The sequence below is a fragment of the Flavobacterium sp. UGB4466 genome (assembly GCF_903469665.1).
Classification (GTDB): Bacteria; Bacteroidota; Bacteroidia; order Flavobacteriales; family Flavobacteriaceae; genus Flavobacterium; species Flavobacterium lipolyticum.
This window is the reverse complement of sequence record NZ_CAGKLC010000044.1, coordinates 1-25,259: the sequence shown is the minus strand read 5'-3', so window position 1 is coordinate 25,259 and position 25,259 is coordinate 1. Positions and strand designations below refer to the sequence as shown.

Below are 25,259 nucleotides of genomic sequence, written 5' to 3'. Positions count from 1 at the left end.
TTTAGTATGATCTAATGGTTTACTTGCTCGTTTACTAATTCCAAAACATTCGCCGATGAAAGTTCAGGAGTTGCTCTTTGTACTCCGAATTGTTGAAAAGCAATACGTTTTTCAACCTTATACACTTCACGATTAGCGATTTGGTTAATGATGTACGAATTTCGGTAAGCACCCATTCCCAAGTCCGGAGTCGAAAGTCCATGCGTATGCAATTCAGCATTCTGAACAAAAATATCCGTACCGTTTTTGTCAATAGTATAATTGCGATGTACTTTGAATAAGCCATTTTCCAGTCGGCCAATTTTGTCCTGAATTCCTGAAAGAATTGTGGGTTCTTTATATTTGTAACCCGTTGCCAGAATCACATAATCGGTTTGATCCTCGAAAGGCTGCTCCAGTTCTGTTTGTACAAAATCAAGTAAATGCGAACCATCCGTATCTTCTTTTACCGAAGTCAGGCGCATATTCGAACGCAATTCTACATTTAGTGGAGTGTCTTCTAAGCTCATCTCGTACAAGCTGTCGAAAATCTCGTTAATCAATTCGTGATCAATCCCTTTGTATAGCCCATGCTGACTGTCTAAAAGCTGTTTTCTTTTTTGTGCCGAAAGACTGTGAAAATGATCTACATATTCCGGAGAAGTCAACTCCAAAGTCAGTTTGGATTTATTGTCAAGCGGGAAGAAGTGTGACGAACGGGTGAACCATTTCAATTGCAATCCGTCTTCCGTATCCGGTAAAAGATCACGGAATACCTCGGCAGCACTTTGTCCTGAACCAATGATTGTTACCGACGCATTTTTCTGAATCTGAGGTTTGAAATACAAATATTGAGAGGCATGAATCACATTTGGAAGAGCTTCTGTGTCAATAAAATCAGGTACATGTGGTGAAGTTCCCGTACCCAAAACTATTTTATGCGTATAATAAACAGTCGTAACACACGTCTGAGTATGGATCACCGTAACTTTGTACACATCATCAACAGGGTCAATTGAAATTACCTTGTGCGAAAATTTAAGGTTGCTTAACTGAGCTGCCGCCCATTTGCAATATTCATTGTACTCTCTTCTGTAGATAAAGAAATTTTCACGAATGTAAAATTTATAAGCACGTCCGCTTTGTTTGATGTAATTTAAGAAGCTGTATTTATTCGTTGGATCGGCCATGGTAACCAAATCGGCTAGAAATGGAACCTGTAAAGTGGCATTGTTTAACATTAAACCCGGGTGCCAGTCAAAGCCTTCCGACTGATCAAAAAACAGTGCTGATAAATCTTCAATGGGTTCGATAAGTGCGGCAAGTCCAAGGTTGAAAGGACCAATTCCAATTCCGATTACCGAATATATTTTTTCTGTATTCATTGTGGTTATTTTATGAATTAAACTTGTGGGGCTGAAACGATATTTTTTTGAAACTCTTCGGCAGCCGGGAATTTAGCCCAGTACCATTCTCGGTAACAAAAGTTCAGATTGGCTTTTTTATGAGGCATTTCGATTACTTTCTGAATTTTAAATCCAACGTGAGCTTTGTTCATCATCGAAGCGATAGAATCTACAGAACCTTCACCTACCATTTTGCCTACTTTTGATTCGCTCAATACAAAATCCATCATAGACTGAGTTGCCGGAGAGCCGTATTTCAGTTTCGGATCGGTTGGCGCGATAAACTGGTGCGTTCCATAATCAGACGGAAGTACGTCATAGTATTCTCCCACAATGTCACGGCTCGCCCAATATACTTCGATATTAAAAGTAGGAACACCATTAGCTTCTCCAATGTAACTGTGCGAGTGACCACCCGGAAGCAACGTGCGGTAAAACACCTCCAAATCGCGGATTGGCCAGTTCATCTGCCAGATTTTCAAAGCATGTTCGCGGTGAAACCACTCGTGAAGCATCTCCAAATCTTTGTCTACATCTACCGGACGCAAGGTGATGGTTACATTTTCTTTCTCAAAATAACGGCTAAAAACAGTGGTGTTTGCTTGTGGCTGAATTAATTTTTTAGAGAAATAGTGTCTGTTTAAAGGATTTGGGAAAGTTTTGTACACCGCCGGATTGGTTCTTGGTGCACTGGCCTCATCCATATTGTTTAAACTGGTTAGTAAATTTCCTTTTACGATTAATTTGACACTTTCGGTGAAATGTGAAACTAAACCGGTTACATCTGATTCTCCCTCTTTTCTGATAGCTTCGTAAATCAGGTTAAGCAGTGTATCTTCGTCAGCAAGTTTGTTTTTACCCAAAGCACTCACAATTCCAAGCAAGTGATTGATTAAGAAATAGTACCCCCAGAAATCAATAATTCTTTTTTCAGCAATAAAAGAACGGCTGTCTTTTCCAAATTCCGGAATCAAACGTTCCAGTTCTTCTACTTGTCCCTGACGGAAAAAGTATCCCTGATTGTCTCTGAAATAGAATTTTGAAGGGAAAAGATTTTCATCGAATTCAACCATTACATTCTGTTGGTGAAATTCTGATCCAAATCCGTATTTGTTGAAAATACCAATTAAAGGCGTAAGGCTAATATTCAGGTATTGTTTGAACCAGGCAATAGCAGTGTCTGCTACTGTTAAGTCTTGTCTTTTTGCCGATTCTTCAATCAGAGTTACGATTCTTGGCAGCTCAGTCAAAATGTTATCCTGTGTCAAAGAAGCTACCAGCGTCACATTTTTATTGGCGTTGGCTCCATGAAAAGGATTTTGACGGATACTAGTACTGAAACCATCGATAATTTTATCTTCAAAAACCACCGTGATGAATGCAGGATCGGTAATCAGCTGAATTTGTGGATAGTCTTTCTGAATGCCTTTTCCCCAATCTGTTTTCATCAACTGCGCGGCATCATAACCACGATTAAGTTCGTGTAGGTAATTGACGCGGAAAGAGTTGGTGATTTTCACATGCAGTGAGAATTTATACATCCATTCGCTTTCGTCATTGTAGACGGTACGAACCGATGAGGTTGCCGCATAGGAAGGACCAAATTGCCCCAGACTGAAAAGCAGTTGTCTGGATTGCATTTCTTTTACTTCTTTTTGCTCTAATAGATAGTTGGCTTCCCAAGGGTGTGCAGGTACTACTTTGTATTGCGAATAAAAATCCAGTAATTCTTTGGCATTTTTATTGGCATACTTTGAAATTTCATTTCTCAGATAATCGGTGATCAGATAGTCTTCGGCACTTTTTTCGGCTACATTTTCCGGGTGAATCAGGAAATAGTGAAGCGGGAATTGTCCTTGGGTTTCAGGAGAATATTGAACCAATTCGTCCTTTGTAAATCCTTCTCTGCTTTTTGGCAACGGATGAACGGTATGCCCCAGGATCAAAGATTGTTCAGAAGCTATAAAAGACTGTTCCGGATTGTTGGCTGTACGGTCACTGTTTTTGTAATGTTCCAGATATAGTGCCAGATTTTCGATGCTGTTTTGCATACGTTTTTGCGTAGGAACAGGATCAATATCAGGGTTTTCTGTTTTAGAATAAGCTGCAACAAGTTCCGTAAATTCGATTGGATTTATTTCTCGGAATGTATCTGTTGCAATAGTGCGTGACACTACGGGAAATCCGAAGGCATGTACGCCACTTTGAGAAAAATAAACCAAAGGAGCAAAAACTTCCTGGCCAATAGCAGTGAAATCAAATTTAAGAAAAGAACTATGATCGATCGTTTTCATAAATTCGGCCAAAGCAGGGTCGTATTTTGGAACACCTTCGTATTGGATCCAATTGCTAAATTCTCTGCAATAGCAGTTGAGCAGGGATTTGTAGTTTACTTGTTCTGCCAGTTGGTAAAAATTAGTTGAGTCTGTGGTATTCATCTCCGTTTTGTTTTATGAGGTTAAGAATGTTTTTAATATCATTTAGGGTGGTAAGAGGATTTAAAATGGTGAATTTCAGGTAGAATTCTCCATTTACTTTGGTGCTGGCTACCAGTACTTCGCCGCCATAGAAAAGTTTCTCTTTAATGTATTTGTTGACGTCACAAGAGTTTGATTCAACGGGTCCGTCCAGATAGCGGAACAATAAAATACCAATATCAGAGTGGCATAACAGTTCAAAATTCGGATCGGTTTCAATGTAGGCGGCGGTTTGTTGAGTGATTTCGATTAGGGCTTCAGTAAATTGTCCAAGCTTTTTCTTGCCCATATAACGAAGAGTAAACCAAAGTTTCAAAGCATCAAAACGGCGTGTAGTCTGAACAATCGATTTATTAACCTGAGCCGGAAGCACATCGTAATTTTGTTCTTTTGGATTCAAATAATCAGCGTGATGCTTGATAATGTCGAGCTGAAGTTTGTCTTTTACAATAAAAGCACTGCTGCTCACCGGTTGGAAGAACGATTTGTGGTAATCGATGGTTACAGAATCGGCCAATTCGATACCGTTTAATAAATACCTTTGTTTCTCTGTCAGTAATAATCCACATCCATAAGCAGCATCTACGTGAAGCCATAAATTATAGCGGTTGGCGATATCAGCGATGCTCTTCAAGGGATCTACGTTACCGAAATCGGTGGTACCTGCGGTTGCGGTAATGGCAATTGGAATATTTCCTCTCCTAATTTCGTCGGCGATTGCTTTTTCCAGTTTTTCAGGATCCATGCGGTATCTTTGATCCACTCCAACATTTACGATTGCCTGTTCTCCAAGACCTAAAATCCAGGTGGTTTTATGATTGCTGAAGTGCGCCTTGTCTGAAACAAAAATTCTGTATTTGTGTGCATCCGGAGGAAGACCTTCCAATTTGATATTCCATTTTTGATACTGCAAAGCATAATAATCTCTCGCCAAAAGCAAGCCCATCAAATTACTTTGAGAGCCTCCGGCTGTAAAAACACCATCACCCTGAGTATAGCCAATCTGCTCGCTTGTCCAGTCAATTAGTTTTCTTTCGATAAACGTTCCACCGGCGCTTTGGTCGTAAGTATCTTGTGAGGAGTTGATAGCGCTGATCAGAATTTCTGCCGCTAGTGCCGGAATAACAACCGGACAGTTTAAGTGGGCAATATATTCCGGAAGGTGAAAGGCAGTAGCGTGGTTCACATAAAGCTCGTCTACTTCGTTCAGCAGACTTTCGTAATCGGGTAGTGGAGTGTCAAAATCTATCTCTTCAACTTTTGCTCGGATTTCTTCAGGTTTGATTCCACTGAAAGGTTTTTTATTATTTTTTAGGAAATTCGAAACGCGTTCCTGTGCTAATTTCATGGCTTGAGCGTATTCTGTTCCGGAGTTTTGATGGAAAATGTCTTTGTAAAAATCCTGGTCCGGCTGGACTCCTTTTTCAGTGACTTCTGTACGAATCAATGTGGTATTCATAAAATAGTTGTTTTAAGGGGTTAAAGTTATTTTTCAGTCGAGGTAAACGACTTTTTTAGATAATGGGGTTCTCTTTTTTTTGGAGGGTTTTAAGGCTTCGGGATAATACCCCAGATAAAGAAGCCCTAGCGATTTTTCATTTTCTGAGAGGCCAAATTTTGCCACATAATCGATAGCTACTCCTTTGGTACTCCAGTAACTGCCCATTTTATGAGCATGACAGGTAAGCGCAATATTTTGCACAGCAGAAGAGACTGCAGCAATTTCTTCCCATTCAGGCAGGTCAATTTTGGTGTTTTTCACCATGACTACTCCAATCATGCAGGCTGCATTGAGCGGATAATTTTCGAGATAAGAAAGTTTGTCTTTTTGATCTTCGGGAGATAATTCAGTATAGAAATCTCTGTAATAGTTAGCCATATATTCGCCGTACTTCTTCAAATATTTACCCCTAAAAACGATAAACCTCCAAGGCTCTGTCATTTTGTGGGTAGGAGCCCAGGTGGCATTCGTCAAAATTTCTTCAAGCAATTGATCCGGTAATTCTCCCTTGATAAACTGATTGGCGTAGACGCTTCTCCTGTTACGGATGTTCTTCGAAATTTTGTTTAATTTATAAGAAGAGTCTGATAGCTTGATTTTACTGGGGTTGTTCTTAATTTTCATTTATTTTGGAAATTTTTCTAAGAAAATTCTTTTTTATTTTGGCCAAATAAAAATAAATTTGTAAGTAATTCTTATTTAGAATGAATAAGAATAGTGAGTAGCAAAAGTATAAATTAATCTGGTAGAAAAAAATGTTTTTTTTAAAATTTATACGAATGAACGTACACTTGGTTTTGAATTTCTTTAGTTTTTATTATTTAATCAACTGATTATTAGTTTTTTGTGTTTTGGTGTTTAAAGTCTTTTTACAGCTATTATTAAATTGTAAAAAAGAAGTTACGTGTAATTTTTACAGATAAAAAGAGAGATAAGAATACTGGTTTTATTTTGTATTCTTACAAGAAGTTGAACAATGAAAGGAGGTCAGCAGGGAAGGAGCATTTAGCCTGCTTTTAGGAAGTTTTTAGCAAAATTTTAATGGAAGTATTCTCGTCCATTTTGAAATAGAAAAGGGGTCGGAATTTTAGAATTTTGAAGCTCTTTTTTGAGTAAAAATGCCTTAGGATGGATCAATTTAATTTTGAATTGAGAATAGTTGTTCTAAATTAACTTTTAGATTAGATAAAAAGTTTTAATTTTTAGTTTTGAATGTGATAATTACAATTTTTATTGCCATAAACAAGTAAAACCATAAAAGTTAGTAGCTTCTTGTTGTAAGTGTAAAATTATTTTGTGACATCGTTTAAATTTGTGAGGTGCGAAAAATCATTATATCTCTCTTCATCTTTTTAATTGTATCCAATATTGGGTTCTTTCAGCAGTTTTATAAATTGCCGATATTGCTGGAGCATTTTAAGGAACATCAGCAAAGACATGATATCAGTTTTTTTGATTTTTTGGAAATGCATTACTGGGGAGAAGATTTAAAAGACAATGATTCTGATCGTGATATGCAGCTTCCGTTTAAGAACATATCCGGACCTTACGTACAGCTGGTGTTTGTTCCGCAGGACAAGCCCGTATTTTACATTCCTTTTACCGTTGGATTTTCACAATCGGATACAATTCCTTATACCTCAGATTTGTATTCAAATCCTTCCTTGTTTTCGGTATTTCGTCCTCCTATAGCCTAATTTCATATTATAGAATTTTTATTGTGGTTAAGACATTTTTGATGTTTTAGCCCTGGCATTACTATATTCAAATAAATTAAATTATGCTTAATAAGATCATACAGTTCTCCGTTAAAAATAAACTGGTAATTGGGATCTTCACGTTGCTATGGATTATCTATGGCGTGTTTGAAGTAACCCGTTTACCCATTGATGCGGTTCCTGACATCACCAACAATCAGGTACAAATTATTACAACTGCTCCGTCTTTGGGGGCAGAAGATGTAGAGCGCTTAATTACATTTCCAATTGAACAGGCGATTAGTAATATACCACAGCTGAAAGAAAGCCGCAGTATTTCGCGTTTTGGACTTTCGTTGGTTACGATTGTTTTTGCAGACGATACCGATGTGTATTGGGCGCGTCAGCAGGTGGCCGAACGATTGCAAAAAGTAGAAATTGCAGAGAACGCCAATATTCCTGAAATGGCACCTGCCACTACAGGTCTGGGCGAAATTTATCAGTATGTTTTGAAACCGCAACCCGGATATGAAACGAAGTATTCTCTGGAAGACCTGCGTACCATTCAGGACTGGACGATAAGAAGACAGCTTCTGGGAACTCCCGGAATTGCTGATGTCGCTACTTTTGGAGGGAAACTAAAACAATATGAGGTTGCCGTTAATCCGTCGCGGCTTAAAGCGCAGAACCTGACTATTAAAGAAGTTTTTACAGCACTGAGCAGTAATAACGAAAACACGGGTGGAGCTTATATTGAAAAAGGGCCAACGGTACTTTACATTCGAAGCGTTGGACTGACCCGAAATATAAAAGACATTCAGAATATTATTGTCAAAAATACACAGGCCGGAACTCCGATTCTGATTAAAGATATTGCAGAAGTAAAAATGTCTTCTGCTATACGCTACGGAGCCTTAACGACAGACGATATTGGTGAGTCGGTTGGTGGAATTGTAATGATGCTTAAAGGAGAGAATGCGAATAATGTGATCGTAAAGGTTAAAAAACGGGTTGCCGAAATTGAGAAGATCTTACCCAAAGGTTTAAAAATAGAACCTTTTTTAGATCGGACTAAAATGGTAGATAATGCCATTGGAACGGTAGAGAAGAATCTTATTGAAGGAGCTTTGATTGTAGTATTGGTACTGGTACTTTTTTTAGGCAATTTGCGAGCAGGTTTTATTGTGGCTTCGGTAATTCCTTTGGCCATGCTGTTTGCAATTATCATGATGAATACGTTTGGTGTAAGCGGGAATTTAATGAGCTTGGGTGCGCTTGATTTTGGATTAATCGTCGATGGTGCGGTGATTATTGTGGAAGCCATTTTGCATCATATTCATTCCGCCAAAAAGTACAAAGAAATCGATTCTATTTCGCAAGAAGAGATGGATAAGGAAGTGACAGGTTCGGCAGGGCGGATGATGAACGCTGCAGTATTTGGACAAATTATTATTCTCATCGTATACCTTCCGATATTGTCTTTAGAAGGCATTGAAGGAAAGATGTTCAAGCCAATGGCACAAACGGTAGCCTTTGCTATTTTGGGTGCTTTTATATTATCCCTTACTTATGTTCCAATGGTAAGTTCTTTGTTCATTAGCAAAAAAATAAGCCATAAGCCCAATTTATCGGATCGAATAATGATAAAACTTGAGTCTTATTATGAAAGAGTTTTGTCGCGAGCATTGCAAGTTAGAAAAGGGATTGTGATTTCAGCTTTCGTTTTGTTTGGCATGGCCTTGTTGCTTTTTAACCGAATGGGCGGTGAGTTTATACCACAACTGGAAGAAGGTGATTTTGCTGTAGAAACCCGTTTACTACTGGGAACAAATTTGTCAACGACCACAGCAACCATTGAGAAAATTTCGACGGCATTAAAAAATACTTATCCGGAAGTGGAAAAAGTAGTTTCCAGAATTGGGAGTGCCGAGATTCCAACAGATCCTATGCCTATAGAAGGAGGTGATATGATTATTGTCTTAAAAGATAAATCAGAGTGGACCAGCGCTTCTTCGTTTCCTGAACTGGCCGATAAAATGACCCAAACCGTTAAAGAGGTTGCTCCGGGAGTTACGACTGGTTTTCAGTTTCCGGTTCAGATGCGTTTTAACGAATTAATGACAGGAGCAAAGCAGGATTTGGTTTGCAAAATTTATGGCGAAGATCTCGATAAACTGGCAAAATATGCCGAGCAGTTAGGCGCGATTAGCACTACTGTAGAAGGAGCTACGGATCTTTATGTGGAGAAAGTTACCGGAATGCCACAAATTGTTATCGACTACGACTGGGCAGAAATGGCGAAATACGGCATTTATGTTTCAGATATCAATCAAACCGTAAATGCCGCGTTTGCAGGAGCTGTAGCAGGCAGTATTTATGAAGGAGAAAAAAAGTTCGATATGGTGGTACGTGTAGAAGCTAATGGACGGAAAGATATTGAGGATGTTCGTAATTTACTGATTGCAACCCGCTCCGGAATGCAGATTCCGTTGTATCAGGTAGCTTCGGTAAAAGAAGTGGAAGGTCCGAACCAAATTCAGCGGGAAGATGCCAAAAGGAGAATTATTGTTGGTTTTAACGTAAGAGGAAGGGATGTAGAATCTATTGTAGAAGAATTACAAAAGAAAGTAAACAGTCAGATCAAATTTGATCCGGGTTATTATATTACCTATGGTGGTACTTTTGAAAACCTGCAACAGGCAAAATCGCGCCTTGGAATTGCAGTCCCGGCAGCTTTGTTTATGATTTTAGCCTTGTTGTATTTTGCTTTCCGATCTTTTAAAGAAGGCATTATCATTTTTACTGCCATTCCTTTGTCCGCAATTGGCGGTGTTTTTGGACTAGCGTTGCGGGATATGCCGTTTAGTATTTCGGCCGGTGTTGGTTTTATTGCCTTGTTTGGCGTAGCCGTTTTGAATGGAATTGTTTTAATCTCCGAGTTCAACCGCATACAAAAACAAGGTGAAATTATCGATCCGCTTCAAATTATCATTACCGGAACCAAAAACAGGTTGCGTCCTGTATTGATGACAGCTGCTGTTGCTTCTTTAGGATTTTTACCTATGGCTTTGAGCAATGGCGCAGGAGCAGAGGTACAGCGTCCGTTGGCCACGGTGGTGATTGGCGGACTGATTACGGCTACTTTGCTTACACTTTTTGTACTTCCGGCTATTTATTTAATGACGTATCATACTAAAGTTTTTTCGAAAAAAAATAAAAAACATAAGATGGATAAACTGACTTTACTGGTGCTGGCTTTGTTTCTTACGGCTTCGGTTCAGGCACAAGATGCACCTATTTCGCTTGAAGAATCTTTATCAATAGCGATGCAGCACAACAGAAGGATTAAATCTTCTCAATTGAATGAGAGATCAAAAGAACAATTAGAAAAAGCTGCTTTTGATATTCCTAAAACAGCTTTTACTGCCGATTATGGTCAGTTTAATAGCGCTGTAAACGACACCCGTTTTGGGATTAGTCAGACTTTTGCTTTTCCAACAGTATATGCAAATCAGAAAAAAGTACTGAGAGAACATCTCAATGCCGCAAAAGCAGAATCGCAGCTAACAGTACAGCAGGTTAAGTCGAATGTGAGGAACTTATTTTATGATTACATCTGGCTCAACAGTAAAAAGGAATTGCTGACTTATGCCGATTCGATTTACAGATTAATGGAACAGAAATCAGAGCTGCGCTATAAAACAGGAGAAACTACTGTTTTGGAAAAAACCGCTTCTCAATCGGCACGGCAGTTTTATATGAACCAGCTTGCAATGGTGAATAAAGATATCGCTATCACGCTTAAAACGTTTAATACGGTCCTTCAGGATAGTATGGTTCATGTGCCCGCTTCAGAGACTGTAAAAAATGATTTTATGGTTTCATTACATCAAAATAAAGATACTGCAGAGCTTCCCCAGGTACAACTTTCAATGTACGAAGCAGAAGCGGCAAAATGGAAATGGAGAACGGAACAGTCCAAAATACTACCTGATATTACCGTTGGCTATAATAATTTAAGTATCATTGGAACACAAACAAACACTGTAGGTAAGGATGTTTATTATAGTGGTAGTCAGAGATTTAATTATGTTAATTTCGGTTTGTCAGTTCCTCTTTTTTTCGGCAGTCAGTCCGCGCGTAATAAAGCTGCTAAAGTAGATTATGAAGCATACAAAATACAGGCAGAAACTACAAAGATTGAATTGAGAACAGAGATTGTCAATGCAGTAAATGAAATCGAAAAATACAAAGAGAGTCTTTCCTATTATGAAAATGAAGGATTAAAAAATGCGACAATCATTATCGATACGGCCAATAGTCAATTGGAAAATGGAGATATCGATTACCTGCAATGGGTTTTAGTGGTCAATCAGGCGATCACCATAAAAAATGAATATTTAGACCGAATTAACGATTACAACAAAGCCGTAATTGATTGGCAAACCCTTAATAATTTATAAAATAATGAAAATATATAGCAGTATCATTTTTGTTTTTCTATGTCTGGTTTCCTGCCAGAGCGACAAAAAAGAACCACAAAGTAAAAAAGTACTAACACCCGAAAACAGTATTCAATTAAGCGATGCACAGATCAAAAATGCAAAATTGGTTGTTGGTCGTCCTGAAGAAAGAACAGTAAAAGGAATATTACAGCTTCAGGGAACAGTGACGGTACCTCCGAAGAGTGTGGTAACAGTGAGTATTCCTTTAGGAGGTTACATCAAAAAAACGGATTTAATGGCAGGCATGCATGTTAGAAAGGGGCAAGTATTGGCGGTAGTCGAGGACATGCAATACATACAATTGCAACAGGATTATCTTACCGCGAAAGAAAAATTTCAATTGGCCCAAAGTGAGTTTAACCGACAAAAGGAACTTAATGTTAAGAAAGCAAGTAGTGATAAACTATTGGAACAGACTGCAACTGAGATGCAGACACAACACATTTATATGTCATCATTAGCCCAAAAACTAGGGTTGTTAGGGATTAATGTCAAAAAACTAACCGCTTCAACAATAAGCAAAACAGTTGTGATTCATTCACCAATCAATGGGTTGGTTGCTAAGATTAATGTGAATGTGGGAAAATACATTTCAGCGACCGACATGCTTTTTGAGTTAATTGAAATGAGTGACATTGTCCTGACAATGAATGTTTTTGAAAAAGACATACAGCTGCTTTCAGTCGGGCAGGTTGTTACGGCTTTCACTAATGCGAATCCGTCTAAAAAGTATCAGGCAAAAATTGCTTATATCAATCAAAGTCTAAATGATGATCGTGCGGCAGAGGTGATTTGTAAAGTGAATCAATACGAAAGTTCGTTAATACCGGGACTTTTTATTAATGCCGAGGCAGAGTTTGACAATGCAAAAGCGCTTACAGTTCCGGAAGATGCTGTGGTAAGATGGCAGGGTAAGTTTTTTGTTTTTTTGAAGGCTGGTACGTACGGTTTTAAAATGGTTCCCGTTGAATTGGGTACTGCCAGTCAGGGATACCGTCAGATTAAATCTTCGACTATCAATACCTCTTCGGCTGTTGTAATCAAAAACGCTTATACGCTGCTGATGGCTTTTAGAAATGGAGGAGAGCACTAGGTTGTAGTTAAGAAAAATCCCCCAGTTTCAAAAGGGACTGAAACTGGGGGATAATAAAAAAATAAAACACAATCTTTAGAACGTATACCTCACTCCAAATTGTCCTTGGAATCTTGAGGCTAACTGATCTACAGTATAAGGTGATGTCGAAGGTTTCTGGAACGTATAAGTTGGATCGCCAGTAGCAACTCCGCCTAAGTTTCCTGATTTTGTTAACCCAAGATTTGCTGTTGAATTGTAGGTGTTCGGAACAAAGTAACTTCTTCCCCAATCTTTATTAATCAGGTTTCCGACATTTGCGATGCTGAATGAAAGCTGTAAAGTACCTGCTTTAGCAATTTTGATTTCATCCATTAGTTTCAGGTCAGCTTGTATGTTCCATGGTGTAGTGGCACCGTTTCTTTCCGTGAAGTTTCCTCTTCTGCTTTTCAAATAATCATTTCCATTAATAAAAGCTTCGTAATCTGCTACCTGTTGTGCTGCTGTAGCCGATGGAACTCCTGCTGCATTCACACCAATGTATTTCGCTGCTTCTGCGGCATCCTTGAAGATATAAGCCAATCCTGCTGCCTGACCCGTTCCTGCAATAGTGGAGTTTACAAATCCCCATGAAAACGGATTTCCGGATTGAGCATTGAAATATACATTTGCTGAGAACGTATTGTTATCGGCCACTTTTACGGCATATCCAACATTAGAAACAATTCTGTGCTTGATGTCGAAGTTGGATGTTGCTAACTGAGGATTATTTGGTGTTAACGACTGATTCATCTGGAAATTACTTTCCATCGAGTTACGGATTCCGTTAGTAATATCTTTAGAATTTCCGTAGGTATAAGCGACCATAAAATTAAGACCAAAATCATACGTTTTTGAGATCATCTCCGTAATACTGTATCGGTATCCTTTGTTGGTGTTTGATAATAAATAAGCATTTGAGAATGCAGGATTTATATTGGCTGCATAAATGGGCATTTGATGATTGGTATCATAAGAAAAATAAGTTGGGTTATCAGTCTTATTCACTTGTTGGAATTCAAGATCACGAATTACTTTGGTATAAATACCTTCGGTGGTAAATTTATAACCGTTGATGATTTTATCGATGGCAAGTGAGTTTCTCAACACTGCCGGCATTTTAAATTTGTTATCCACTAAATCGGCCTGTACTTTTGGCGTTGCATCATGATAACCGTTTAATCCGTTTGCTGCCAAAGGATCTCCCGCTGTAGCAACTTGTGCCGGGCTAAGGTTATTTTTGTCATAACTTCCGTAACCTACACCATCATTGTAATAAGCATATCCCAGCCATGCAAATGGAATTCTTCCTGTAAATACTCCTGATCCGCCACGAATAACAAGTGTTTTGTCTTCGTCAACATTGTACGTAAATCCAATTCTTGGAGAAACTAATGCTGTACTGAAAAAGTTGTTTTTAATCTGACTTAAGGGAGTGTAGGAGTAAGTGTTACCGTAATTTGGATCAGCAGGAGAGTTTTGTACCTGCGGACTTAATTTTGGTTTATTAGGCAGGTCTGTGTAGTCTATTCTCACACCGGGAGTAACTTTAAGTTTGTTGCCAATTCTAATTTCATCCTGTACATAAACACTGTAAAGATTTACTTTGAACTGTGCATAAGGATTGTTGAAGATTTGGTCTCTTGAAGAACCATCAAAAGGATAGGTTCCGCGAACACGGGTAGGAAGTTTGTTGTAGAAATCTGCCAGAGATTTGTAGGATACTCTTCCGTTAAGGGCATTTACGAATCCGTAATTGATGTCGTAGAACTCATTGTGCGTACCGAACAACAAGGTATGATTTCCGGTTTTGTAGGTAAGGTTATCTGTGATTTCGGCAGTATTTTGTTTCATGTTAAATACGGTTGCCTCACGATCATTCCCTAAAAAGATGGTTCCGCCGTTATATCCAATTTCGGTTTGTGGAAACATGATATTACCTGATTTTGGATCGCGATAATCTTTGATAGCCGAGTAACTGGCGATGAACGAGTTAGACCACTGGCTGTTAAAATGACTTTTAAGTTCTAAAACGGTACTGATAGATTGGTTTTTTTGCGTGAAATCCATGCTGGAGAATCTGAAATTTGCCGCATCACGCTCTAAGTTGGAAGCTTGTGAGATCACGGTGTTGTTTCGCAACGATAACGAATGTTTTTCGTTAATTTTCCAGTCTAATTTGTTGAAGAATTTTTGACTTTTTGCAAAGTTGTTGTACCCACCGAAAGTTCCAGTATCAAATCCGTAGTTTGTTTTTACGAAGTCTGAGATTTGCTGCGCGGTAGTGTTGTCTACCAATGAAGTCAGTTTTCCGTTAGAATCGGTTTGTCCTGCATTGTAAAATATAGGATCAGTTCTTTCGGCATATTCCATATTCGTAAAGAAGAACAACTTATCTTTTACGATCGGTAAACCCAATCGGAATCCAATTTGATAATCACCAAAAGAATTTGGCATTTTAGAACCGTCACCGGCATTGTTACGGCCTGTAATAGCTGCGTTTCTTCCGTAACTGTAAATCGATCCCGTAACATTGTTGCTGCCGCTTCTGGTAACAGCATTAACGCTTCCTCCTAAAAAGTTCCCTAATTTAATATCGTAAGGAGCAATATACACCTGAATGTCCTGTATAGCATCAAGACTTATAGAGTTGGAACGTGTACTGCTTCCCGGCATTCCTGAAGTTCCTGATTGTCCTCCTAAAGACGGACTAAAACCGATTGCATCATTGTTGATCGAACCGTCGATCGTGACGTTGTTGTATCTGAAATTGGTACCGGCAAAAGAGTTGTTGGAACTTTGCGGAACTAATTTTGTCACATCCTGAATCCCGCGATTGATTAACGGAAGACCATTGACCTGTTTTTCATTAATATTCGTTCCGTTATTTTTAGAAGAGGGTTTAGAACTTGTAATCACAACTTCTTCCAGTACATTGTTGTCTGCTTTGCCAACCACTATCACCGGCAGGTCATTATCGCCAAGTGCTAAGTGTATTTGTGCGTTGGAGTAGTCTTTAGTAGCAGAACTTTTAATTTCTAATTCGTAAGGTCCGCCGGCATTTAAATTTTCGAAACTAAATCTACCTTGTTTGTCTGTTACAGCTTTGTACACTGCATTAGTAGGCAAATGAGTTAAAGTAACTTCTGCACCCGTAAGCGGGCTTGTACCATCATTAACTTTTGCAGATAATGAAGAGGTAGTAATCTGACCAAAAATGTTTCCCATAACAAGGAGCATTACAGCCGAAAAAATGAGTTTTAGTTTTGTCATTGATTTTTGAGTTTTTATTTGACAAAGAAACTCAGTTTGCTCCGATCGGATTTAACGCTTTTGTTAACTTAAAATGATAAAAATAGTTAGTGTTAACTTAAAATGATCAAGCTGTTAGGTTTGTAGAATCTTTTAGGTCTTTAAAATCAATGATTTGTGTAAATAGTTAAAAATAAACGGATTAGAGTTGTATTTAAAGTAGATTAAAGAAAGATTAGAGTGTTAAGTAAAGGTTACCAACTGCAAAAACAGATTGGATTAAGGTTTGTAAAACAGCAGAGAAACGAATCAGATTATGGAAATACTAAGGTAACAGAGGTACCTTTTCCAACTTCAGAATCTACTCTAACATGAATATGATGCAGTTTGAGTATCTGCATGGTAATGAAGAGACCTAAGCCTTGTCCTTGTATGTGGCGGGTATGATCGCTTCTGAAAAAAAGATCAAAAATAGATTCTTTGTCCTGTTCTGAAATTCCGGAGCCCTGATCTGTAATTTGTATTAAAAGTTTATGGTGCTCAGAGAAAGTTAAAACATTTACCGGCTTAGGAGATGAAAACTTAATTGCATTGTCTAAAATATTGTAAAGGGCTATAAAAAGCATATGTTTATTGGCATGAACCGAAAGTAAATTTTCACGATCGGCCAAAGCACTTAGATCTACTGATACTTTAGATTCGGGGTATTCAATTGCTTTTTTCTCCAGTACATTCCATAGTATTTCATCAATTCTTATGGTTTCCATTTGTTGAGGTTCAGACAGCTGAAGTCCCGATAGTACCAGAAGACCATCTAAGGTTGATTTTAAATGCAGTGTGTCTTTTTTAAGAGATTTTAAAATTTCTTCATATTGCTCGTTGGTTCTGGGTTGTTGCAGGGATACGTCAATATCACCAATGATGATGGTCAAGGGAGTTTTGAGCTCGTGTGAGGCGTTTTTTAGAAAATTTTTCTGCGTCATCACACCGGTTTCAAGTCTTTCTAAGAGATAATTGAAAGTGGTTACAAGTTCTTTAATTTCATCTTTTTCCTGAGCTTGCTGCACTTCTAATCTCGAATGCAGATTTTCGGTGGTGATGGTATTTACTTTTGCAATGACTTCTTTAAAAGGACGGAAGGTTTGTTTGGCTAAAAATGTCCCCAAAAGATAGTTTAGAGGAATACCTGCCAGGTAAAAAAGGATAAACATTAGACCCAAAATCTCAAGCTGTCGGTTACCGGTGTGATTGATACCGGAGACTACAATTATAAAATCCCCTTGATTGTCTTTGTAAAATAAACCTACAAACTGCCTGTTTTTTATGGTAAACGATTCTATTTTATTTTTTACAATACTATTCAGTTCATGGTCGCTAAGCTCAATATCAATTGAATCTTTTAAGTATAATTTTTTGGTTTTAGCATCGTAAACCCGAATGGATTCATTGTTGATTCGGTGGTACTGAACTTCAATCTGATGGTATCGTTCGTTTGTGAATTCTTTTATTTCATCCTTCTTAAAATAAAATAAAGCAGCAGTCAAGGCATGATCTTCGAGATTGTCATAGTAAAGGTCTTTCATATGACTTCTGAAAAGCAGGAATGATCCGGTCATGAGTAATCCGACGATAAAAGCAAAAAGCAACGTAGAATTTACTGCTAATTTTTTTTTTAGATTCATAACGCTTTAGGGCTGTTTTTAATATATGGGAACATAATTCAAAATAAGTGGGTATTTATTTCCTCTCGCAGATTGCTTCGCCTGTTCGCTATCGCTCGGGTTAGCAGATTCAGCAGATTTTTACTCTTTACTCTTTACTCTTTGCTCTTTGCTCTTTGCTCTTTACTCTTTGCTCTTTACTCTTTGCTCTTTACTCTTTGCTCTTTGCTCTTTACTCTTTGCTCTTTACTCTTTGCTCTTTACTCTTTACTCTTTACTCTTTACTCTTTACTCTTTACTCTTTACTCTTTACTCTTTACTCTTTGCTCTTTGCTCTTTACTCTTCACTCTTTACTCTTCACTCTTTACTCTTCACTCTTCACTCTTTACTCTTTCAGCTCTTCTGCTTCAACATATACCCCGTTCCTTTTATGGTATGAATGAGCGGAGTGGGGAAGTTCTTGTCGATTTTATTTCGCAGATAATTAATGTACACGTCAACAGTATTGGAGGTACTGTCAAAATCAATGTTCCAGACCGCTTGTGCAATGGCCACTCTTGACAAGGCAGTTTCGCGATTTTTCATAAAGAAAATCAGGAGTTTGAGTTCTCTTGATGAAAGGTTGAGCTCTTTGCCGTCTCTTGTGGCACTTTGTTCTTTCATATTGATTTCGATTCCGGCATAGGACTGAAAATCGAGAATTCCGGTACTGAATTCGGCACGACGAAGCTGTGCATTAATTCGGGCCAAAAGTTCTTCAAACAAAAAGGGTTTGGCGAGATAATCGTCGGCTCCGGATTGTAAACCTTTTACTTTTTCCTGTGGTGTATCAAGTGCACTTAAAATAAGTATGGGTACAATAATTTTTCTGCTTCGTAAAACTTCGCAAACTTCAAAGCCGGTAATGTCCGGAAGCATGATATCAAGGATAATGATATTGTACTCGTTTTGCATGACCTCTTTGATGGCTTCAAAACCTTTGGTAATGGTTTTAACTTCATACAAATGTTCTTCTAATCCTCTTGTGATAAATGATGCCACTCTGGGATCATCTTCAACTAATAACACTCTGTTCATATTCGAAATATAATGGAGGAGTGACTCCTCTTTTAGGTAATAAAGTAATCCTTAAGATGCGTTACCGGATTTATTTTTTTATCGTTTAATTCTAATAAGGTGTTTTCGATCATTTCAGACATTGCATCCAGAGCAAGATCGTTAGGCTGCAGGCCAAATGGATTTTCAAGTTCGTCTGCAATGGCTTCCAACGCCACAAAAGTATAGGCAATAAAAACAATGATAAACGGTGTAATCCAGCCCATAGTTTCGACAAAACCAAAGGACAATAAAAAGCAATAAATATAAACCGTTCTGTGTAATAATACACTGTAGGTGTAGGGGATAGGTGTGCTGGCAATTCGTTCGCATCCGCCAACAATATCGGACAGTTTATTTAAATTTTCTTCAAAAGCCAGTTGTGTAACACTGTCTATTTTATTTTCAGCTTTAGCGTCTTTTACCCAAAGACCTAATTCTCTTAAAAGGAGTATGGGTTTGTAGCGAGTTTCTTTTAATTGGTCGGCAAACTCTTTGGGTAGTAATCGACTCATATCGGCATCAGAATTGGTTTCCCGAAGCTGATGTTTGAGACTGTATACAAATGCAATAAGCAAATTAGTGAATTTTTCGCGTTGGACTTCGTATTCTCTATCAGGAACAAGAGTGATGCTTTGTCGGGCAAGAGATCGGGTATCATTGAGCAATGCACCCCAAAGTTTTCGCCCTTCCCAAAAACGATCGTAACTCACACTGTTTCTGAAACCGAGGAAAATGGCCAGCGCAATTCCAAACAATGTAAAAATAGCAGGATTGATGTGCAGATTATATTGAAGGAGCCAGGGTTTAAAATAAACCACGACAAAGGAAAACAGCAGTAATAATAAAAGCCTTGGAAGCAGCTGTGGCAAAACGGAACCTCGCCATTCAAAGAGCATTTTAAACCAGGTATTCTTTTTCTTTATAATCATTGATGCTGATTAGATTTAATACCATAAAAGTAATTAAAAGTGCGGCCTCAAACAAAAAATGATAGAAATATATGAGGATTAAACGAGATCAGGCGTATAGATTGGAGTTTACTCTTTCGCCCTTACAGGACTTTGATAGATGGTTTATTTATTTCATAATACGATACACTATGCTTTTGCCTTTGGATTTTCAGCCCATCTTTGAGATTTAAATAAAAGTATTGAGAATATTATTCGAAGCTGCAATATTTTTTACAATGCAGTCTGATCTAAAAGAGATCACTTTTCCAAACCAGCTCTGAAAGAGCTTAAGCAACAGTATAGTGCAATGCACTATGCAGTAAATTAACATTAATTACCCTGAAAGGGAAAAAGCAAGCCTAGTTATACAGGCGTTTGCTCATCGAGAAATCAGTTTAAATTTGAATCAGTTACTAATTTGATTGTTTATCTGGAGATTACTCTTCCGTCCTTATTGAGACTTTGTCATTCAGAAATCAATTTGAAAACACTGAAAAATTAGTATTTCTGGCTCCTGAAATTTTGGTTTGTTATAAATTGAAAGTTTAATCTTATAAAAATGTATTTACGATTAATATTTTGTAGTACATTTACCCTTATTTGTAGTAGTTTTCGAATGTACTTGTAAGGGTATATGTATAAATAAGAAAAGAATATCAATTAAACAACGCCTGAAATTATGTTATTAGCCAACAATCACTTGACCATTGTGGTCGGGATAGATATTCATTTTACTACTTTACCGCCATTTAATCCTTTTCATCCTTATATAGGTATTGTAATTGACCCTGCAGATTATACTCCGTTTTTAGGTACCAGTGTGTATGTTAATGGTTTAAAAAGGGGTAACTCAGATACCAGCGGAATTATAATTCCTTTGGTGCATATTCCGCTTTTTAGCCCTCCCTGGCTTATGGCTCCCATTATTGGTCATGAAAGTGTGAACTTTTTTGCCTCACAAACCGTTTTTTCAGACAGTACCCGAATGAGCCCCAAAGGCCATATGCTAATGACCTGCAACGATATCGGAATCCCGATCTCGATGGGAAAAACAACCAAAGTAGGTCAAAAAAAGCTTCCCTTTGCCCCGACATTATTTGCCCCAACATCATTTTCTTTGCCTATTCCTACCGGAAAGCCCGTGATACTGGGCGGTCCTTATGTTCCCGATTTGGGAGGTATGCCTACCGGACTGATTGCCAGTATGGGTTTTGGTACCCTGATGAAAGAGAGGAGGAAAGCATTCAATAAATTTCTAAAAGGTGCTATTGGGCCTAATAAACTCAGTAAATTATTGTGTAAGGCAGGTTTTGAGCCTGTAAACCTGATCAACGGAGCGGTGATATATGAAGGCAGTGATTTTGATATTGCAAGTCCTATAACCCTGAATTGGGAGCGCAACTGGTATTCCGATTCAGACTATTTAGGCTGGCTCGGACATGGTGTACACAGTGTTTATGACAGAGCCGTAGAGTTGTATCCTGAAGATGATGCTTTAGGACTTCGTATGGACGATGGACGCCTGGTCGCTTTTCCTGCTTTACTACCCGGTGAAGAATTTTACCTGCGCCAGGAAAAAACCACTTTAAAAAGAACCCCAATCGGTTATCAGGCCTATGATCATAGCGGTAAACGGTATTATGATTTTGCCCTTTTTGACGGCAAAAAATACCAACTCACCCAAATAAGCAATCCCGATGGACTTTCTATCTTTTTTGAATTTTCGGGATATATCCTAAACAAAATCATCGATGCCTGTGGCCGAATCATAAAAGTAAGTAACAAAGACGGATTCATTCAGAAACTTGAACTGGAAGGGCCTGAGCAGGACGAGCTTTTAGTGGCCTATGAATATGATGAGTTACATAACATAATCGCTATTGTGGATGGCTTAGGCAAAGCCAGCCGAATCGTGTACGAGGATCATCTGATGGTGGAGAAAACGGATCGTAACGGACAAACCTTTTATTGGGAATACGATACTGAGAACCGTTGTGTACACACCTGGGGTGACGGAGGCTGGCAGGAAGGCCGGATAGAATATCATACTGAAGAAGGGTATAACCTGGTAACCGATGCCAACGGAGCGGTAACTACTTATTATTATGAACCTGATCAGCTCATTACCCGGATCAAAGACCCGTTGGGCAATAGTATCTATAACACTTATACCGAGTTTATGGAATTGTATCGCCAGATCGATCAGGAAGACCGTATCTTAGGATTCACTTATGATGAGATGGGCAATAAAATCAGTACCACTTATCCTGACGGCACTCAGGAAATGATGTTATTTGATGAGGAAAACCGTCCTTCCATAGCCATAGATCCGGAAGGACATAAAACCATTTATCTCTATAATGATCAAAAAACACATCAGCTCAAAACCATTATTGCACCCGATAAAACCTATACCAGTTTTACGTATTATGAAAACGGGCTATTGTCCGGCGTTGCTAAAAATAATAACGCACTTGAATTGGTTTATGATCAGCAGTATAATCTTATTGAATGGCGCGAAAACGACCAAAAACTAAAGAGTTGGGAATACGACCATCGTGGACGTGTAAAAGCCATTTACACCCCTATGCAAATGGCCGATTACTTTACCTATGATGCATTGGACAGAGTACAGCAAATTATAGAAAAAGACAGTAACATCATTGAGTTTGCGTATAATAATTATGAGGAAGTAATCGCTTTAAAAGACAATAAAAATCATATAAAATTCAGCTATACCCCAATGGGAAGCCTTGCCGTAAGAGAGCAAAACGGGGTAAAAGTACGTTTTGACTACGACAAGATGGAGCAGTTGACCAGTATAAAAAATGAAGACAACGAAAGTTATAGTTTTAGGAGAGACAAAGCCGGATACATCATGTGTGAAACCGCTTTTGACGGGATCATTAAAAAATACCATCGCAATCTGGCCGGTGAAGTAACCCGAATCGATCAAGGAGAGGGAAAATTTACCGACTATGAACGGGATGCACTCGGGCGAATTATCAGAGCCGATTACCATGATGGTACCTGGGAAACCTATACCTACAACAAAAACGGATTACTGACAGAAGCCAACAACCAAAACGTAAGCATTTGTCTGGAACGCGATGCTGTTGGACGCATCGTAAAAGAAACCCAAAAACAACAACTTGACAGTCCCGAAAATGCTATAACGCTGATTTCAACTTATAACACCTTAGGACAGCGTACCCATATCGAAACAAGTCTTGGCGCCAACATCAACACCCACTACACCCCAAAAGGACAGCTCGAACGTATAGAAGCTCAAAGCAACGAACTCAAGGAACGACATCAGGCTTGGGAAACTACTCTGAAAAGAGATGATTTAGGGCGCGAGATAGAACGTTTTGCTACAGGAGGATTGCACATCAAAACCAGTTATAACAGCAGTGGGAAGCAAAAAGAACAGGAAGTTTTTGTCAATGGTAAACGTACCGGTTCCCGTTTCTATAATTGGGATACCAACGGACAGCTTCGCAGTGCTGTAAATCAGCTAACCCAAAACATGACCTACTTTGATTATGATGATTTTGGGAATTTGGCTAAAAGTTATAATGGCACTGAAGAACTCTATAGAACACCTGATGTCGTAGGAAACCTTTACAAAACCCTGGATCACAGCGATCGTAAATACGGTAAAGGAGGTAAACTACTCAAAGACGAAACCTACCATTACAAGTATGATGAACTGGGGAATCTGATTCACAAAAGTCCTCGTGATATTACAAAACCGTTAGTTTTTGAAAAACCAACCAATCTCTTTGATAAACTTATAGGCAACAAAAAAGAAGAAAAAAAGCTACAACAAGAACACGAGCAGTGGCAACAAGGCGATACCATTTACCGCTGGCTGGCCAATGGCATGCTCGAGAGTTTACAAAACCCTGATGGTAAAGTGGTACGCTTTGAATATGATGCACTGGGGAGACGTACGGCAAAAATTGCCGACCAACAAATAAATCGCTATTTTTGGGACGGTAACGTTCTTATTCATGAGTGGAAATACGATCTGAAAGAAAGACCCCGGTTAATCGCCATAGATGAAGACGGAGACTTTCTGATATACGATAAACCTGAGCCAACAGGCAATCTGATAACCTGGGTATATCAGGAAGGAAGTTTTACACCGAGTGCAAAAATAATGGGGGAAGAAAAATTCTCCATTATTAATGATTATATCGGTCGTCCTGTGCAGGTTTACAATGATACTGGTAATCTTATTTGGGAGACTGATTATGACATTTATGGTGCTTTAAAAGGTTTAAAAGGGGATAGGAACTTCGTCCAATTCAGACAGCTCGGGCAATTTGAGGATGTAGAGACGGGCTTGTACTACAACCGATATCGTTATTACTCGCCGGACACAGGAACTTATCTGAGTCAGGACAGAATAGGACTGCTGGGAAATAACCCGAATTTCTATGCTTACGTGCATGACTCTAATGGATGGGTGGATCCGTTTGGGTTGAGTGCGGGACAATTGACTATTTATGCAGATGCTCCGGACAATACCTTTGTCGGCCATGCTTTTATTGGCGTGAATACAACCGGGGATACTGAAGTATATCTGGGCCACTGGCCCGGACAAGGACGTGGTCTTCAAAAATCGGAGGCATGCCCTTTTATATTTTTCGGAATGCCGGGAATGTTAGTTGTAGATGATAAATCTCATTTAAGAAGTCCCGATTTGGTTTCAAGAACTTATCAACTTGATTTTAATCAAATGTCCCGTCTTTCAAATTATATAAGAGATTTTAATAGTGGGAATTCAGACACCTCCGGTTATCATTATCGCAGACAATGCGCCACTTTTGCGTATGGAGCTGCACAGGCAGTTGGTATAGAAGAAATGAGGTTGCCTTGTTATAAGTGGGTTACACCTGAAACTTTGGCAAATAAAATGATATATTTAAACAAAAGGGACCATATAAAATGTGTTTAGCAATTGCAATAGGCATATCAATCATTTAATTTATTATTTATGTTTTCAATATTATCCAGACCAACTATAGTTTCTTATGAAGAAGATCAGGATTCATGTATGTTAAATGTCTATTTAAAATCTCGTAAATGTGGCTTCATTTGCATATCCCAAAAACATGTCGTTTTTCATCTTTCTTGTGGATGGAGTAAAATTGGAAAAGGCGCATCAGATATCAAAAGTGTATTTTTAAAGTATGCAAACAATCAGATGATTATTTTTAGAGTTTATGATAATAAAGAAATACTTGTTATAAAATGTGATCAGATTATATATGAAAAAGCATTATATTTTTTAAAAAATAAACAAAGAGAAATGAATGTGTTTATTTAGGTATGGCATTCGGGTTAAGAACTAATCTTAATTTTAAAGCTTAAATCAGTCTGGAAATAATCCAATTTGTATTCTTAATATTCATAATGGCAATGATTGGATTGATATTTTTGGATGAACTGAGATTCCTCAAAAAAAAAAGCCGATTTCCCCCAAGAAACCGACTTTTTTAATTTTTCCCGAGCGAGAAAAGTAGTTATTTAAGATTTTTGTTTGTTAATTAACGTAAAGCAAATCTCAGTTTAAGTCCGTAAGAAACCAGTCTGACATTGTGTACGGATGG

At 38.3% G+C, this 25,259-nt stretch carries 13 protein-coding genes; 5 read left to right on the top strand and 8 right to left on the bottom strand.

Features of this window, described 5'->3' with window-relative positions:
* Positions 1–11: 11 nt before the first annotated feature.
* The 4 genes from JO950_RS12205 to JO950_RS12190 are packed head-to-tail and all read right to left on the bottom strand — an operon-like array spanning position 12 to position 5,987.
* Positions 12–1,364, bottom strand: a complete 1,353-nt coding sequence (locus tag JO950_RS12205) for a lysine N(6)-hydroxylase/L-ornithine N(5)-oxygenase family protein (RefSeq protein ID WP_202702898.1) — start codon at positions 1,362–1,364, stop codon at positions 12–14.
* Between the two features lie 17 nt (positions 1,365–1,381).
* A complete protein-coding gene (locus JO950_RS12200) occupies positions 1,382–3,823 on the bottom strand; it encodes a GNAT family N-acetyltransferase (protein ID WP_202702897.1) in 2,442 nt (813 codons plus the stop codon).
* Positions 3,801–5,321, bottom strand: coding sequence for an aspartate aminotransferase family protein (locus JO950_RS12195; protein ID WP_202702896.1), 1,521 nt, complete (start codon positions 5,319–5,321; stop codon positions 3,801–3,803). The genes JO950_RS12200 and JO950_RS12195 overlap by 23 nt, the downstream gene beginning before the upstream one ends.
* 33 nt (positions 5,322–5,354) lie before the next feature.
* Positions 5,355–5,987: a nitroreductase gene (locus tag JO950_RS12190; RefSeq protein ID WP_202702895.1), complete on the bottom strand. Its 633-nt coding sequence runs from the start codon at positions 5,985–5,987 to the stop codon at positions 5,355–5,357.
* Positions 5,988–6,682: 695 nt separating this feature from the next.
* Between JO950_RS12190 and JO950_RS12185 the strand changes: the two genes are divergently transcribed.
* The 3 genes from JO950_RS12185 (at position 6,683) to JO950_RS12175 (ending at position 12,658) form a co-directional block, all read left to right on the top strand.
* Positions 6,683–7,060 (top strand): hypothetical protein, encoded by a 378-nt coding sequence (locus JO950_RS12185; protein ID WP_202702894.1) that lies wholly within the window; start codon positions 6,683–6,685, stop codon positions 7,058–7,060.
* 83 nt (positions 7,061–7,143) lie between these two features.
* A complete protein-coding gene (locus tag JO950_RS12180; RefSeq protein ID WP_202702893.1) occupies positions 7,144–11,523 on the top strand; it encodes a CusA/CzcA family heavy metal efflux RND transporter in 4,380 nt (1,459 codons plus the stop codon).
* Positions 11,524–11,527: 4 nt separating this feature from the next.
* Positions 11,528–12,658 (top strand): efflux RND transporter periplasmic adaptor subunit, encoded by a 1,131-nt coding sequence (locus JO950_RS12175; protein WP_202702892.1) that lies wholly within the window; start codon positions 11,528–11,530, stop codon positions 12,656–12,658.
* A 75-nt stretch (positions 12,659–12,733) separates the two neighbouring features.
* Here the strand turns inward: JO950_RS12175 and JO950_RS12170 are convergent, their stop codons facing one another.
* The 4 genes from JO950_RS12170 to JO950_RS12155 all read right to left on the bottom strand — a co-directional run bounded on the left by JO950_RS12170 (position 12,734) and on the right by JO950_RS12155 (position 19,617).
* Complete coding sequence (locus JO950_RS12170; RefSeq protein ID WP_202702891.1) at positions 12,734–15,949, bottom strand: TonB-dependent receptor; 3,216 nt, start codon at positions 15,947–15,949, stop codon at positions 12,734–12,736.
* Positions 15,950–16,242: 293 nt separating this feature from the next.
* The gene (locus JO950_RS12165) at positions 16,243–17,610 is read right to left on the bottom strand and encodes an ATP-binding protein (RefSeq protein WP_237732346.1); all 1,368 of its coding nucleotides are present in this window, start codon (positions 17,608–17,610) and stop codon (positions 16,243–16,245) included.
* A gap of 373 nt (positions 17,611–17,983) precedes the next feature.
* Positions 17,984–18,667: a response regulator transcription factor gene (locus tag JO950_RS12160; RefSeq protein ID WP_202702890.1), complete on the bottom strand. Its 684-nt coding sequence runs from the start codon at positions 18,665–18,667 to the stop codon at positions 17,984–17,986.
* 32 nt (positions 18,668–18,699) lie between these two features.
* Positions 18,700–19,617, bottom strand: coding sequence for a bestrophin family protein (locus JO950_RS12155; protein WP_202702889.1), 918 nt, complete (start codon positions 19,615–19,617; stop codon positions 18,700–18,702).
* A 700-nt stretch (positions 19,618–20,317) separates the two neighbouring features.
* Between JO950_RS12155 and JO950_RS12150 the strand changes: the two genes are divergently transcribed.
* Together JO950_RS12150 and JO950_RS12145 are read left to right on the top strand one after the other, a co-directional pair.
* Entirely contained in the window at positions 20,318–24,604 is a 4,287-nt protein-coding gene (locus tag JO950_RS12150; RefSeq protein WP_202702888.1) for an RHS repeat-associated core domain-containing protein, read from the top strand.
* Positions 24,605–24,643: 39 nt separating this feature from the next.
* Positions 24,644–24,976 carry a hypothetical protein gene (locus tag JO950_RS12145; RefSeq protein ID WP_202702887.1) on the top strand — a complete coding sequence of 111 codons (333 nt, stop codon included), beginning with the start codon at positions 24,644–24,646 and terminating at the stop codon, positions 24,974–24,976.
* The last annotated feature ends 283 nt before the right edge of the window (positions 24,977–25,259 follow it).